The sequence below is a fragment of the Hymenobacter sedentarius genome, assembly GCF_001507645.1.
Taxonomy (GTDB): domain Bacteria; phylum Bacteroidota; class Bacteroidia; order Cytophagales; family Hymenobacteraceae; genus Hymenobacter; species Hymenobacter sedentarius.
Map to the genome: position 1 here is coordinate 3,695,950 of NZ_CP013909.1, position 14,707 is coordinate 3,710,656.

17 protein-coding genes and 1 pseudogene are annotated in these 14,707 nt (G+C 54.9%); 15 read left to right on the top strand and 3 right to left on the bottom strand.

All coding sequences use genetic code 11. The annotated features are described in order from the left end of the window. Positions 1 to 84: 84 nt before the first annotated feature. Both AUC43_RS15200 and AUC43_RS21045 read left to right on the top strand, forming a co-directional pair. A complete protein-coding gene (locus tag AUC43_RS15200; protein ID WP_157781108.1) occupies positions 85 to 1,140 on the top strand; it encodes a hypothetical protein in 1,056 nt (351 codons plus the stop codon). A gap of 18 nt (positions 1,141 to 1,158) precedes the next feature. Continuing rightward, positions 1,159 to 1,335, top strand: coding sequence for a hypothetical protein (locus AUC43_RS21045; protein ID WP_157781109.1), 177 nt, complete (start codon positions 1,159 to 1,161; stop codon positions 1,333 to 1,335). On the opposite strand, the pseudogene AUC43_RS21615 reads toward AUC43_RS21045, so the two are convergent. Beyond that, positions 1,332 to 2,101 (bottom strand): annotated as a pseudogene (locus AUC43_RS21615) (IS5 family transposase). The gene AUC43_RS21045 and the pseudogene AUC43_RS21615 overlap by 4 nt on opposite strands. A 53-nt stretch (positions 2,102 to 2,154) precedes the next feature. Between AUC43_RS21615 and AUC43_RS15215 the strand changes: the two are divergent. The 8 genes from AUC43_RS15215 to AUC43_RS15250 all read left to right on the top strand — a co-directional run bounded on the left by AUC43_RS15215 (position 2,155) and on the right by AUC43_RS15250 (position 8,418). After that, positions 2,155 to 2,367: a hypothetical protein gene (locus AUC43_RS15215; protein ID WP_157781110.1), complete on the top strand. Its 213-nt coding sequence runs from the start codon at positions 2,155 to 2,157 to the stop codon at positions 2,365 to 2,367. 53 nt (positions 2,368 to 2,420) lie between these two features. Further along, a complete protein-coding gene (locus tag AUC43_RS15220) occupies positions 2,421 to 2,801 on the top strand; it encodes a hypothetical protein (RefSeq protein ID WP_068195465.1) in 381 nt (126 codons plus the stop codon). 56 nt (positions 2,802 to 2,857) lie between these two features. Beyond that, a complete protein-coding gene (locus AUC43_RS15225; protein WP_157781111.1) occupies positions 2,858 to 3,502 on the top strand; it encodes an HNH endonuclease in 645 nt (214 codons plus the stop codon). A 482-nt stretch (positions 3,503 to 3,984) separates the two neighbouring features. Continuing rightward, positions 3,985 to 5,436, top strand: coding sequence for a hypothetical protein (locus AUC43_RS15230; RefSeq protein ID WP_157781112.1), 1,452 nt, complete (start codon positions 3,985 to 3,987; stop codon positions 5,434 to 5,436). Positions 5,437 to 5,685: 249 nt separating this feature from the next. After that, complete coding sequence (locus AUC43_RS15235; RefSeq protein ID WP_068195473.1) at positions 5,686 to 6,306, top strand: hypothetical protein; 621 nt, start codon at positions 5,686 to 5,688, stop codon at positions 6,304 to 6,306. Positions 6,307 to 6,324: 18 nt separating this feature from the next. Then, positions 6,325 to 6,831: a hypothetical protein gene (locus AUC43_RS15240; RefSeq protein WP_068195476.1), complete on the top strand. Its 507-nt coding sequence runs from the start codon at positions 6,325 to 6,327 to the stop codon at positions 6,829 to 6,831. A gap of 199 nt (positions 6,832 to 7,030) precedes the next feature. Continuing rightward, a complete protein-coding gene (locus tag AUC43_RS15245) occupies positions 7,031 to 8,077 on the top strand; it encodes a hypothetical protein (protein WP_157781113.1) in 1,047 nt (348 codons plus the stop codon). Positions 8,078 to 8,190: 113 nt separating this feature from the next. After that, entirely contained in the window at positions 8,191 to 8,418 is a 228-nt protein-coding gene (locus AUC43_RS15250) for a hypothetical protein (protein ID WP_068195481.1), read from the top strand. Positions 8,419 to 8,484: 66 nt separating this feature from the next. On the opposite strand, the gene AUC43_RS15255 is transcribed toward AUC43_RS15250, so the two are convergent. Then, positions 8,485 to 9,000 (bottom strand): hypothetical protein, encoded by a 516-nt coding sequence (locus AUC43_RS15255; RefSeq protein WP_157781114.1) that lies wholly within the window; start codon positions 8,998 to 9,000, stop codon positions 8,485 to 8,487. A gap of 63 nt (positions 9,001 to 9,063) precedes the next feature. Continuing rightward, positions 9,064 to 9,549: a hypothetical protein gene (locus tag AUC43_RS15260; RefSeq protein WP_157781115.1), complete on the bottom strand. Its 486-nt coding sequence runs from the start codon at positions 9,547 to 9,549 to the stop codon at positions 9,064 to 9,066. 372 nt (positions 9,550 to 9,921) lie between these two features. Here AUC43_RS15260 and AUC43_RS15265 point away from each other — a divergent pair, with 372 nt between their 5' ends. The 5 genes from AUC43_RS15265 to AUC43_RS15285 all read left to right on the top strand — a co-directional run bounded on the left by AUC43_RS15265 (position 9,922) and on the right by AUC43_RS15285 (position 14,605). Beyond that, positions 9,922 to 10,416 carry a terminase small subunit-like protein gene (locus tag AUC43_RS15265; RefSeq protein WP_068195493.1) on the top strand — a complete coding sequence of 165 codons (495 nt, stop codon included), beginning with the start codon at positions 9,922 to 9,924 and terminating at the stop codon, positions 10,414 to 10,416. Further along, the gene (gene terL / locus AUC43_RS15270; RefSeq protein WP_068195496.1) at positions 10,416 to 11,867 is read left to right on the top strand and encodes a phage terminase large subunit; all 1,452 of its coding nucleotides are present in this window, start codon (positions 10,416 to 10,418) and stop codon (positions 11,865 to 11,867) included. The genes AUC43_RS15265 and terL overlap by 1 nt, the downstream gene beginning before the upstream one ends. 77 nt (positions 11,868 to 11,944) lie before the next feature. After that, a complete protein-coding gene (locus AUC43_RS15275) occupies positions 11,945 to 12,397 on the top strand; it encodes a hypothetical protein (RefSeq protein ID WP_068195499.1) in 453 nt (150 codons plus the stop codon). Positions 12,398 to 12,522: 125 nt separating this feature from the next. Next, complete coding sequence (locus AUC43_RS15280; RefSeq protein ID WP_068195502.1) at positions 12,523 to 13,827, top strand: phage portal protein; 1,305 nt, start codon at positions 12,523 to 12,525, stop codon at positions 13,825 to 13,827. Between the two features lie 16 nt (positions 13,828 to 13,843). Continuing rightward, complete coding sequence (locus AUC43_RS15285) at positions 13,844 to 14,605, top strand: phage minor head protein (protein ID WP_068195505.1); 762 nt, start codon at positions 13,844 to 13,846, stop codon at positions 14,603 to 14,605. The last annotated feature ends 102 nt before the right edge of the window (positions 14,606 to 14,707 follow it).

A 14,707-nucleotide genomic window follows, 5' to 3' on the forward strand; every position in this document is an offset into this window, starting at 1 on the left:
GGCCATTATCCCAACCCTTTGACCGACAGGCCTATGGAGCACTAAAGCAGTTGAAAATTACCGCTGGCCAGCACCCTTGCCGGGGTGCTGAACGGCATCGCTTTGCCTAAAAAACAGGCACCGCAACACACCAAAACGCATGCACATGCATTTTTTATGGACACGAAAGTAACACAAAATACCGAACTGCTGGCAGCAGGAGTTCACAGCAGCTACGTCGATTACGAAGCCTTATCCTATGAAGAGCGGTACGGTGGCCTGCACGACGATGACTATTACGATGATGAATTCGATGACAATTACGCTCCTTCGCCGCTGCGGGAGGAACCTGTAAAGCCCTCGGCCTACGTGCCGGGTACCCGGTCAAACTGGCTGCGTGAAGCATACGCCCGCATGGCTGGACTTAACGTGCGCCAGGAGCGGAACATCGCCAACAAGTTGTTTGCGGGGGTGCGGCCGGAAACCGAACTACCCGGCGAAGAGACCCCGCGGAAGCACATCATCAAAACGCAAACAGCCAACGGTTTGCTGCGCAGTAGAATCGGAAGAATGACTTTCTACTCGCGGAAGGACTTGCTGTATTATGCCAAAAGCATCGCCGACACCTACGAAGACTTTGAGCTGATACAAGGGACTAACGGGTACTTCTTTCGGTCGATGCTGTTTCAATGCGGCTATACCGATGAGCACGTGAAAGGCGCCGTCTTCTTTGCGCCTTTTAAAACCAAGTTCGCCGAGCGCGTGCTGTGCTTCATAACCGAAGACGATGAGGTGGCGAGCGCGGAATTCCTGGACGTCGTGGTGCGCCGCGTTCCGGCTACCCCGATTGCTGCGGCCGAGGTGCCGAAGGCGTTTTATCGCGGCAAGAGGCGGGTGATTACCAAGGAAGAACGTGAAGATGCGCGTTGTGAAGTGGAACGGCGCAAGCAATACCGCATCACGCAGGCACAGAATGCGGAAAAGGTGAAGGCCTACCGGCTCATGCTGGAGATGGGGCTCGACTTGGTGGCCGTGGCCAAAGAGCTGACAAACGCCCAGTCAGCGCCAGCGAGCACACCGGCTCCTTTGCCGGATGCCTACTACGCCAATCCGCAAAACATCCCTGAAGATTTCTTCGACGGCATCGAAGACATGGACTAATTCTCCCCACACACCATCATGAAAACCAGTACCACCACAATCATTCCCGCGAACATTCAGCGGTACCTCCCGGCTTGCAAGTTCAACGCCACCTCTTACTTCACGCCAATTTCCGGCCGTGACATCGACCACATCGTTGCAGCCATCGCGGTTGGGCCAGCAGGCGTGGACGAACTAGGGAGTGTTTACAGTTAGAGCCAGGTTAAAGCTGCAACTAAGCAGCAAGTAGCAAAGTAGTTGGCGGCGCGTTTGTCGAATCGGGTAGCTACGGCCCGAAAGCGTTTTAAGCCATTAATAGCCCGTTCGATGTGGTTGCGCTCTTTGTAGCTTTCAGCGTCATGCGCCAACGGGACCGTGCGGTTTTTCTTGCCGGGAATCACGGCCGTGGCCCCTGCCTGCTGGATTTGGGCGCGCACGTAGCCCGCGTCGTAGGCCCGGTCGGCCAGCACCGCCTGCCCCGGGCGCAAGTGCTGCACCAGCAACCCGAGCGCTTGCGGGCAATCCCCCGCGTGGCCCCCGGTCAGGGCCAGGGCGCAAATGCGGCCCTGCGCGTCGCAACTCAGGTGGAGTTTGGTCGTGAAGCCGCCGCGGCTGCGGCCGAGCGCCTGCCCGCAAGGGCTGTCTTTTTTTTCGCGCCGGCGGCCACCTGGTGCGCCCGTACGGTGGTGGAATCGACCAGCAGGCGGTGCAAGCCGGCTTCCTGTTGCACTTGGGCCAGCACCCGGGGCCATACCCCGGCTTGCCGCCAGCGGCGAAACCGGGCGTACACCGTGTGCCAGGGCCCAAACCGCTCGGCCGGCAAATCACGCCACGAGACGCCGCAACGGGCCCGCCAGAGCACGGCTTCCACGAACAAGCGCGTGTCTTTGGCCGTCGTGCCCGGCGAACTTTCTTGGCCCGGCAGCAACGGCGAAAGCTTCGCCCACTGCGCATCGGTCAATAAACTCCGGTCTTTATTCATGCTCAAAGGTCGACCTTAACTGTAAACACTCCCTAGTTGCTTACCTGCAGTTGGTGCCCACCGCGCCAGCCGTCCAAGACCTCAAGCGGGCCGACGTAGTAATTGTCTTGCGGGGCTACGAGGAGGGCGGAACGCGATACCTCGGGTACACCTACGCCCAATTCGAGGAAACCATGGAGCGACTGGGGCTGGAAGACCTTACCGACCCGTGGTTCTACGAGCTGTGGACGATAACCCTTTCACCACCGAGCACCGCGAAGGCTTAATCAACCAAAAAGGGCCGGGATTTTCCGGCCCTTTAACATCTAATAATCAAAATATGAACAACCATAAATATGACCAGCTCGCCGTGCCGATGATACAAATCGAACACGACAAAGACTACGAATGCATCAACCCCGAGGCCTGGGCCCTGTTCGATGTTATCACCTTTCACCACCGCGGCCCGAAGGGCATGACACAGCACCACTCCGTGCTGTACGATACCTACATCGTGCCCACGGGACTGCTGGTGCACGTCAACCCGGATACCAAGCGCGTGGTGGCCCAGGTGTGGAGCGAGGCCACGCAGCAGTTCCTGGAGCTGGAAATGACGGCCACCCAGTACCTGGAGTACCTCAAACCCGACGATTCCGGTTGGGCCGACATCGTGAACACCGTGCTCAGCGCGGGCGAGCCTTTTGTAGCCCCGTCTTTTTAATCACCCAACCTGAAGCCGGGAGCAACGATGCCCCGGCTTCATAACCACCTATTGACATGTCAACAAAAACACACTCCGCTTACAACCAACTTTCCGATCCGAACAAAGTCGCGTTGGGGACGCTGTCGCCCCTGTTGGAACCCTTCCCTTCCGAAGTACATGAATCCATAAATTCCATTTACGGACCGCGTGCGCTGTGGCCGGAACATGAATGGAAAGACGTACCTGGCTTCCCGAATTACCAGGCATCAAGCGGCGGGTTAGTCTGGAGCAACGACGCCGAGACCTTGTGCCATTTATACTCCGACAAAAAAGGAGGGAACATGGTCAAACTTGTAAACGGATATGACCAAACTTGGATGGTCGTGCCTAAACTCATTGCCAGCTGCTTTGTCCCTAATGCCAATTTGCGTAACTCCTATGTGGTCCACATCAACGGCGTACGCACCGATAACCGCGCCGCCAATTTGCGTTGGGCGCACCGGTCTGAACTGACCTTGGAATTACAGGCAGTAACCGATAAAAGGCTAAAAATGGGCCCCGGTGATTCTCCTTTTCATTTGAGCAAAGAAGACGTGCAGTTCATTCGTGAAGGGAACGCGGCCGGGGTTTCATCTTACGTGCTTGCCCGGGAGTTCGGGGTAAGCCGCACTACCATTCTAAGCCTATTGCGCGGCGATACGCATCGGTTTCGAAACTAACCACACCACGGCGATGGCCCCACTCCCTGGGCCGCGCTGGCGGGGGGGTGTGAGGAATGGAGAGAAGGAAGGATACCCTCCTTTATAGAACACTTTACGTACCTGAAACCCCTTGAAAAAGAATCTGAAGATTTAGTGCAAACTATCTCAAGCGAGGCTGATACAAGTGATATATAAACTATAATAAAAATATAGCACATACATCATCATGGCCCGCATCCAATCACTCGCCAAATCAAGAGTTAATCAGCGCGTTATCGCCACTACTGCCTCCCAACACCAAGAGCTGCTACAGCTACAGCGTCGTTTGAGCTTCGAGCAAGAGCGCAGCATTCCGATGCATGAGGTAATCGCCTTCCTCTTGGCCAAGTAAAGCAAGCAAGGCTACGTGCACCGAGGGCAACAGCTCGGTGAAGTTGGGGAGGAGTTCGAAAGCCTCCCCAACGCCTTCACGAATAAATCAACTGTTGCCTCTGAAGACAATGCCCCGTAAGAAAACAAAACCACCCACCTGCGAAGGGTATCTACCCCGTGGCCTGCGAGCCACCGAACTGCACGACCTGTGCCATGGACTCCCCTTCGATGCAGACCGCATCGTGGTGTTCTTCAAGTTCCTTTACAACCGCACCCGCGGCATCAGCGACGGCCGCATCAATGCCGACGCCTTCGTCCAGATGCACTGGCAGCACATGGAAGAGCTGTTCAGCGCCAACAAGATCAAAGCCTACCGCGATTTCATGGTGGAGCACGAGCTGATCGAGGTACAGAACGCCCACGCCTTTTCCAAGACGTCTACCCGCTACCGGGTGCACCCCCGCTGCACCCGCCCGCTCGACCTGTTCGACTTCTCGGCCCCCGCCTATACCCGCGTGGCCGTGACTTCCCCGCGTGCCATCCGGGCCAACCAGGCGTACAAGCAATTCAAGTTCGAGGAGATGCTCAGCCGCCTCCCCGCTCCCTACAACGTGCTGGCCCCACTCATGCGCCACATCGAGGTGGTCAACGACGCGCCCGAGGCCCGGGCCATTCTGGATGCGCTCCACAACAACCCCAAGTACAAGGACAAGTACGAATTCGACGCCCAACTCGAAGCCATTAAGTCAAGAGAAACCGAGTACTACTTCGCTTGCAACTTCGGCCGCCGCTTTCACAGCCAGTACACAAGCCTCAAGAAAGAGCTGCGCCAGCTCTTGCGCTTTCCCGGCTGCAACGAGGTAATGGCCGAGCTCGACATCGTCAACAGCCAGCCCTGGATCACTTCCATCGTGGACGAGGCACTGGTCAAGAAATATGTGCCCGAAGCCTACGAGGAAGTAAAGCACATCCTGAACAGTGCCTACACCAAGGCCGCGGATTTCAACGCCTACCGGTTGCTCTGCGCCAACGGCACGGTGTACGAGCGTTGGATGGAGTTGCTTGTGGAGCATATAGGCGACGACTGGCGAGCCCAGATCATCGCCCTTGACGCTGAGTATAATTACGAGGACAGCGATGCCCAGGACGTCGAAATCGATGACCGCAGCCTATCCAAGATCCTGTTCTTCCGCGTGATTTTCGCCAAGCAGGAAGGCACTGTCATGAAGAACGGCAAGACCGCTAAACTGCCTGAGAATTTCAGCATCCTCAACGATGCATTCAAAGCCGAGTGGCCATCGGTATGGCAGTTTTTCGCAGCCATTAAGAAGACCCGACTGACTTGCAACAACAGCAAGAAAGAAGGAGCCCACTCCAACCTGGCCTTGCTCATGCAGCGCATCGAGTCCAGCATCATGCAAGCCTTTCTGATCAAGTGCCTGGAGAACGGCATCAACGACATCGTGCCCATTTACGACGGGGCACTGGTGAAACAGGCCGACCTCGCGTTCGCCAAAGAGCTGTTCCTCGAGGTTGTCCAGGAATCGGGAGCCCAAACCGAACCGAGGGTCAAGGGATAGGAAGGATACCCTCCTTTATAGAACACTTTCCGTACCTGCTCCCCCTTCGCTGGCACCAGCTATGCGAATGGCACCAGTGTGTCCACCAGAGTCGGGGATTATAAGCCCTAATGGCCAGTCTTTCAGCTGATTCTGTGATACAACTTTTACAAAAAAATTAAAACAACCACCTTCATCATGCCCAAGAGTAAAACCCGTCGCAAAGCGACAAACAAGGCCCCCAAAAAGGCTGCTGCCTCTAAACCTCCCTTGCAAAAGGTAACCATCACCCAGGACCCGATTACCTGGGTCCAGCACATGTTCAAGACGATGGAAGAACTCTTGCCCGAGGCCGAATACGCCGACGAGCTCGAAGAAACCAAACGCGACCTGCTGGGTGAAAACGACTTCTACACCGCCGAGGAACGCGACGAGCTGGGTTTTCCGCATCCCATCGAATACCACGAGCTGGAGTTCAACGACGAGGTGTTGCGCCGCGACAAGGCGTTGGGCGACCTGAACTTGATGACGCTGGCCAACGACGTGATCAGCATCTGGGTGCCGCGGTTTGAAGACCCAGAACTGACACAAGCTGCTCATGCTGGGGTGCAAGATTTCATGACGTCGATGGAAAACTTTGTGAACCACGCCAGCGGGGTTAAAAACGCCAAGTACACTGTCACGAACGACCAGCACGAGCTGCGTTGGGCGCCCCGCAAGGCCATCGTCGTGAATGAGTGGAGCGTCAAGACCGCCCTCGCCATCGACCTCTACCACCAGCGGCCCAACGACCACGACTTTGTGCTGGAAGCCACCTCGATGATCCACGTGCACGAGAGCTTTCAAAAGACCTACCTCAACAAGCTGTTTTTGCGACCGCTTGCCAAATAACCACCCCCCAACCCCCATATGGAAGATTCATATTTTGACGGCCTGGAAGAAGCCGTGACCGATTACAACACCCGCAAGCTGGTGCCCAAGCAGCACAAGTACGAGCTGGTGACCGGCGCCCTGTACTACACCAGCACGGAGCTGACGCCCGAACAACTGGCCGACCAGAACGCGCTGGCCCTCGCGTCGCTGCGGGAATCGCTGCCGGTGTACGAGGAAGAGGTGGACCGATTCATTGCGAACCGCAGCCTCAACCAAATCATGCAGTTCTACCTGAACCGCGAGGACAGCAAGTTCATGGCCGTGGAAGCCTTTGTGCAGCGGGTAGAGGACGACCTGATCGAGAACCTGGACGAGGACATTTCCCGGTTTCGGGGCATGGTCACCGTGGGCGAGCCCTACGCCCAGAAAGCCGAAGACCTCTTGCAATACGTGCACGGCGCCATTGTCGAGCTGCGCGAAGGCCGGGAAGTGGTGCAGGGCATCCGCTACTATCGCAACTGCCAGCTCCTGTTGGCTAAGTAAGCAAGTTGTCTTACGTGCCTTTGGGTAGTAAATCATTGAAAAACCCGGTCACCACGACTGGGTTTTTTCATGCCCAACACCAAAACGAATAACGGCATCACTTTGAAGTCTTTACGGCCAAACCAATCCCTGGATTGGCCTTATAATCCATGTAATTTCTACTAATCACAAGGGCTTATACGCCTTTAACCCCCACATCATGAGAGCACCAGAATATCAAAAGAATCTTTACTTCTACGAAGGTGAAAATCTAAACCTCAACAAAATAGTAAAGCTGCACCACCCCGATGCTACCCCCGCGGAAGTAAAGAAATACTACCAGCGCTACTTCCAGCGCATTAAAAGCGGACTGACGTTAGAGGAAAGCCTGGAACCAAGTGGTCAACCCGTAACGCCTCCGGGTGCAGTATCCGCTTCCGAAGTGGTAAAGGTGGAAGTAGTAGAGGAAGCCGACCCTGAAACGCCGGAAGTAATGGAGCCCGAGGACACCGCAGAATTCCAGCGGGCGTTGGACATTGCCAAAAACGTCTACGTGACCTTTCGCAAATACCAGGGCCGCACGCTGGCCCACGTGCTGCAAACAGAACCCTCCTACGTGGAATGGATGCGCCGCAAGCTCGTGGAAAGCTGTGACGAGGCAGGCATGAAGTTGCTGGTTAACATCAACAAGCTCTACAACGATTTTCCTTGCGTACAGGAAATCGTGTACAAAAGCTTGCAGGCGTACTACGATTCGGCCAACAAAGCTCATGTCGTTCCGGCCAGCACGTCATTAGCCGACAATCCCCAGCTTAAGTCCCTCTGCGTCCTGGAACCGGTGCCTGCGCCCAAAGAGCCACGGAACGGGTTGGCCCTGGACGGCTTAACCCTAAAACAGGTGGTGGCCATGAGGGACGAGCACGCAAAAGAGAAAGAAGCCTTGCGGGAAGAACAGTCTGCCATAGACCAGCGGCGCTCCCTGATTACTTCCCGGTTAAGCCACCTCCACACGGAACTGGCGCAGCTGGAGCAGAAAGTAGAGGAGCTGACGCCGAAGTTACCGGCGGTGACCGACCACGCATTGGTTCGCTACTTCGAGCGGGTGATGGGCATGGACATCGAACAGATGAAGCGGCAAGTGATTGGCTCGGACGACCCGGAGCTGTTGCAGACTTACCAGACCAGCAGCAGCGGCCGGTACATGGTCAGCAATACCCATCGCGTACACCTGGAAAACAATGTGATTGTAACCGTACTGCCGCGTTAGTTTCTTTCACCACAACAAAAGCCCTGCCTTGAGCGGCCGGGCTTTTGTGCACTCGTTGAATCCGCGTTTAAGTGTGGACGGTTTTACTTTGGCGTTACAAACCCATTTCAATTATGCCGACCAGCAATTACGGTGGCCAAGGCGCCCCAGACTACAACGAGGGTAAGTTTACGGTTAGGTATACCGAACGTACCGAAGGTTCTGCCCCGGAGGAAAAAGCGAAGAAATTCCTGCGCTACGACGAGGCCGAAGCTTTCTACCACAGCATCGACGACGACGCTTTTCTGTGGGATTACACGCGCTCTTCTGAACTCTGCGAGGGCAAAACCTACGTAGCCTAACCGCTATAAAGACATTACAATAAGCCCTGCCGGTGAGGGCAGGGCTTATTGCACTTATTCTCAGTTCTAAAACCCATAATTATCGCCATCACCGCTGTCAAATGAACGCATGGTTTTGTCTTCATCGTCATCGTCATCATCGATTTTATACGCTTTGCGCAGCTTCGGTAATGCATCAAACGCCTTCTTTCGGTTTTTAACATGTTTTGGTTTCATTTCAAAAAAGCCGCCTGGTACAAATAGGCTGCCGCCATCATGGACCATAATTTCTCCTGTTAAAAGACCAGACCCCATCAAAAGGACCCACTGGCCTTCTGTTATGGACTTATAGGGCACAGGAAATATTTTAGAGCCGTCAGTAAATACGATTTTCCATTTACTCCCCTCAGGTAAGTCAACCTCGTTTTGATTGTCAACTAATTTCCATCCTCCCTCAGGAGTGGGAACCAGTTCATCGCCGCTTGTAAAGACTTTTTTGTATTTCCCGGATTCTATTAGAACCATTTGGCCCCGGGCATCACCATTGACTTTAAGTACTCTTCGGCCCTTTTTGTCTATGTTGATAATATTTGCGTCATTCATGCTGTATTAGTTTTTTTAGCTGGGTTGTTAATACTTTGATTTAATCACAATTAGAGTACACAATTAGAACCCAAGCCTGTCACCATTGCCACTGCTTAAGGCACGCATCACGTTATCTTCATCGTCGTAATCATCTCTTTTTTGGACTGTAGTATTGAACTGCCTTTTCAGTAGTGCTTTTTCTACATTAAGCATTCCAATAGGCTTGCTTAACCCACCACCCATGTAGACCACAAGATCGCCTTTCAAAAAGCCTGTGCCATCGATTCTTGCCCACTCCCCTACCGCGACTTTCTTATAAGGCAATGAAAACAGTTTCGTGCCGTCAGTAAATACAATTTTCCATCTACTGCCGACAGGAAGATCTATTTCATTCTCGTTATAAACTAATTTCCAACCTCCCTCGGGATTGGGCACTAATTCGTCTCCGCTCTCAAAAACGCATTTGTATTCTCCGGACTTCATTAAAGTCGTTTTTCCGCCTGCACTACCAAATATTTTTATTACTCTTCTGCCTTTTTTATTCGTGCGGATCTCTGCGTTCAGCATGGCTGTATCTATTTTGGAGATTGAAGGAATGTGTTGCTAATGTAGCTGACTACTCATAAAAAAAACCTCATATTCATATGAGCTTTTTAAGAAAAAAAGGAGCACCGTAAAATCACACTGAGGCGCTGACTACTTCGTCGATCAGTTGGTAGGCGGTCAACGGGTCGTTGGCGTAGATGGCCATCACCACCATCCCGCCGTGGACTTTGGCGCAGAACAACTCAACAAGTTGCCCGTGGTGCAGCGCAGCAGCAAAACCAATTAACTAGCACAAAAGCCCTGTCAGAGATACTGACAGGGCTTTTTTATGTCTATTCCAATCCAATAAATACAGGTGGTAAAGCGCTCCAAAAGGCTTTTACCACCTATTGAATGGATGCTTTTGAAGACCTGTACAACCAGGCACCCAAACCCAAGCACGCGGGCGGACGCCCCACGCTCTACACCCCCGAACTGGCCCGGCAAATCTGTGATTTGGTGGCCGAGGGCAATTCCCTGCGCAAAATCTGTCAAGACGACGACCTGCCTTCCCGCCGCACCATCCTCAATTGGATGACCACCTACCCCGAGTTTCTTCGCCAGTACGAGGCCGCTTATAAGGTCCAGATGCTGGTAATCTTTGACGAGCTGAAGGACATCGTGGACGAGTGCGACGTGGTGGAGATTGCCAAGGTTCGGGAGCAGCTGAAGTTGCGCCAGTGGCTGTTGAAAATTCAGGAGCCGAAGAAGTTTGGTGAGCGCCCCGAGCCCCGCGAAGCCGAATCGGCCCATGAGTTGGACTTGTCGCAGTTCACCGACGAAGAGTACGCCACTTACAAGAAGCTCATTGCGGCCGCGACGCCCCCAAAAAAGGACCCAAATGAATAATGCGCAGCGTGCAAGAGGCGATTGTCGCCGAGGACTGCCGCCGCAACTTCTTCACGTTCTTCTGTACCTACTGGCCCGAGATTGAAGCGGCCGAATTACAGCTCAACTGGCACATTCAATTCCTCTGTGACTTCCTGCAAGGCGTGGTGGAACGCTGGGAGCGCAAGGAGGCCCAGGACGATGTCTTGATCAACATCGTGTTCGGCCTGAGCAAGTCCACCATCCTCCAGTTGCTCGAAGCCTGGATAACCTTACGTACTCCTAGCGCCAAGATTCTCGGCACCAGCTATTCACGGGAAATCAGCATCAAGAACGCGGGCAAGGTGCGCGAGTGCCTCAAGTCGCAGCGGTTTCAAAAGGCCTACCCCAAGCGCATCGTCTTTGACCGCGACAACGACGGCAAGAGCAAGTTCGCCAACCAGGAGAAAGGCGTGTATTACACCAGCTCGACGGGCGGCACGGCCACGGGCCTGCACAGTGACTTCATCATCAACGACGACCCGCTGAGCGCGAAGCAGGCCAATAGCCTCTTAAAACGCACCAGCGCCAACGATTACATCTCGACGACTCTTTCCTCGCGAAAGACCGACAAGAGCCGCACGGTGACGATTACGGTCATGCAGCGTTTGCACCTGGACGACCCCAGCGGCTACCTGTTGGCCAAGAAGAAGCTCCAGCACATCTGCTTGCCGGCGCGTGTGACAGCAGACAATCGCCACCTGGTACAGCCGCAGTCGGCCCTGCCCTACTACGACGCCAACGGCGGCCTGCTGGACCCGAACCGCTTTAACGATGCGGTCATCGACTCCTATAAGGTCGAGCTGGGACCCTATGCCTTCGCGGCCCAGGTCATGCAGAACCCAGCCGATGACAGCACCGGCATCTTCAAGAAGCCCAACTTCGAAATCATCACGTGGGAGCAATTCCAAGCCGTGACGAAGGGCCAGAACGTGCTGTGGAATTACGATGCCGACACGGCCCTGACCGAAAACACCAGCAACGACCCCACGGCGCTTTTGGCTTCGTGCACCATCGACGGTATCACCTACATCCGCGAGTCCTACTGCGACTGGATGGAATACGAAACGCTGCTGGACTACCTGCCCGTGTTCCTGGGCCGCAACGGCTACACCAGCGGCAGCACCCTCTACATCGAGCCCAAGGCCAACGGCAAAAGCGTCTTCCAGTCCATGCAAAAGCGGGGCAAAGTGCTGGTTGAGGAAGCGCCCGCCCCGAGTACCGACAAGGTGCAGCGGGCCCACAACGTGCTGCCTTACATCTACCAGAACAAAGTCAAGCTGATCGACGGCAGTTGGGTGGTCCCCTTCCTCACGGAGCTGACCGGCTTCCCCAACGCGGCGCACGATGACCGGGTCGATACGCTCACCCAGTGCTTAGCCCGCGTGATGGGCCTCACCAACAAGGCCAAGCGCAAAATGCGGGTGTACTAAAACAACGATAACTAGTAAACGTGCTTGCCGCGTGCCAAAGAGTAGCTTCAGATTCGGCTGCCATGTAATTTGGCGGCATGAAAAAAATACGATTGGTATTCGAAGCTGAAGTAGAGCAGGATGTTGAAATCACCCCTGACTTTTTGCGCCGCGTATGGGGGCGTAATCAAAATTTCACAGAGGATTTGCTTAGTGACGAACACTGGATGGAGAGCGCCCGTCATGAAGAAGTCCTTCTAAAAGCTTTGTTAGCATATCCTAAACAGTACCAACAATTTCTCCTGCTTGCCTTACAGCACAGCACCGAAACACTTACAGAATCCCAGTTTTTACAGTTAGCCGGGAATGCTCCAAATCGATGGGCTCGTAGGGAGATGGACCCAATTGAGGGAACTGTCTACGTGCTACCAAGTGAAAGTGCTGCTTATTTCAACAAAGCTATAAGCAATGGGACATTTTCTGAACAGACCGAATTGATAAGAGAATCATTGCGTATTGATATTAAATCGATTCACATTGAAGAGGCCTAAGAACGCTCTCTTTTATCACCTAATTAATAGCCCCTACCAGAGCCGCCTCAGTTACTGAGGCGGTTTTTTTATGCCTTGACGCCAGTCCATATATAGTCAGGCTACCAAAAATTACGACGGCATGAATGTCTATCCTGACCAACCTAAAGAACCTGTTCATCACACAGGACGCAGCGCCTTTCGCTGTTGAACAAAAAGCCCTGGTGGGCGTGGATGGCATCGGCCGGACCAATCCGGTCAGCTTTAGTGTACTCAACGCCGCCCCGGCCATCAACCTGGGCCGCAACGACGCGCAGCTCAACATTGTTTTCGCGACCATCCTCAACGCGATTCTGATTGCCTCTCGGTCCATTCCGTGGAATGTGTACAAGCTGAGCAAAGACGAGACCGCGGAAAAAGTCCCAAACCACCCCTTGGGCAACGTGCTGTACCGCCCCAACCCCACCCAAACGTGGGGTGATTTTGTCACCGACTACCTGGGCACCTTTATCAGCACCGGCAATGCCTTCATTCTGGCCCGCACTAACGCGTCCGGGTTGAATTACGGCCAGATCACCCAATTGTGGCTGATGCCTAAGCACACGGAAGTAGTACCTGGCGTGAACTGGATGTCTCCGGTCCAGGGCTACCGCTTGCTGCGCCAGGACGGCGGCTACGACACGTTTTCGGCCGAAGAAGTACTGCACCTGAAAACCTTTAACCCTGAAAAAAAGAACTACGGCCTCAGCCCGCTGAGCACTGGCCTCCTGGCGTTGACCAGCCTGGACTACGCCATGCGCGAACGCATCCAGCAACTGGCTAACGGGGGCCCCAAGACGGTGTTCTTCAACGCCAGCGAAGAGGTGGAAGGCGATTTGACCGAAGCCCAGGAACGCGACCTCTACGCCAAGCTCAACCGCCGCGGCTCCCAGGCCACCTACGTGCCCAGCAAGATCGGCACCGCGCAGCTCGGCCTAAGCCCGGCAGAACTGGATGTACTGAACTCCATCCAGGCCGACAAAGGCATGGTGGCTGACCTGTTGAACTACCCGGACATTCTGCTCAGCGGCACCAAATCGAACACCTACAACAACGTGGCCGAGGCGCAGAAGGCCTTGTACAACAACTGCCTGATTCCCCACCTGCGGTTGCTCCAGGAAGGCCTGAACTACAAGTTTGGCGGTGCCTACAAAGACCAGGTGTACATCGATCTGGACTTGTCCGGCGTGGAGGTACTAAAGCCCAACACCACGGCCCTAATCACCGCGGCCAACAGCGCCGACTTCCTCACCGTCAACGAGAAGCGCAAGCTGGCGGGCTACCAGAGCATCGACGGCGGCGACGGATTCCTGAGAAGTGCGGCCATTGGCTACGTGTCCACCATTGACGAGCAGGACCAGACCCCGGCCGATGCCTACGCCACGGGAGACGCTGCCGTGCCGGAAGAATAACGCACCCCTCCCCTGCTTGAACCAACATCTTACTGACCGCTTCCAGCGCATCGATGCGCTGGAGGACCGGTACACCCGCCGTATCCGGCTGGCCCTGCTACGTGACCTGGAAAGAGCCCTGGCCCTGGCGGCCGCGGGCGCGATGCCCGAATTAATCGCGGCCAGCGTCAGCACCAAGCACCTGAAGGCGGTACTGCACGAGCTCTACCTGACCGTGATGGTCCAGGAAGCGCGTTTTGAGTACCGCCACCTCGTCCGGGAGCAAAAAGCGGCTACTGGCCTACCGGTCACGGATTGGCTGCGGCGTGCAAAGAATTTTATCGCCCTCGAATCGTCCAAGGCCATCGTCAAAATCGCCGAAACGACGAGAAAAGAGGTGCGCCAGGTGCTCAAAGAGGCTGCGGCTACTGGCAAGAGCATTGCCGATACGGCCCGCAGCATGCGCAGCCAGATCACCGAGTTCAACACCAAAAGAGCTCGTAGAATCGCGAGAACCGAGCTGATTGGTGCCTCGTCGGCGGGTTCCTACGTTGGCGCCCTCTCGACTGGCTTGGCCCTCGACAAGTACTGGATTACCACGGCCGACGCCAGGACCCGCCCCACGCATTTGGCGGCTGGTGGGCAGCAGGTGGACATCAACCAGCCCTTTCTGATTGGCGGGGAGCCCTGCCGTTTTCCAGCAGATCCGGCCCTCAGCGCGCGGGAGCGCATCAACTGCCGGTGTGCCATCGGCTACAAGCCAAAAGGCGCACTACGCACCGGCTCATTGGACTTATAACCACCAAAGCATCAAGCAGAACCTCGCGTAAAAGCGGGTTTTTTTATGGCAAAAAGCGAGGGGAAGCGCTGAATATATAAAGCAGCAAAACACCACCTCCCC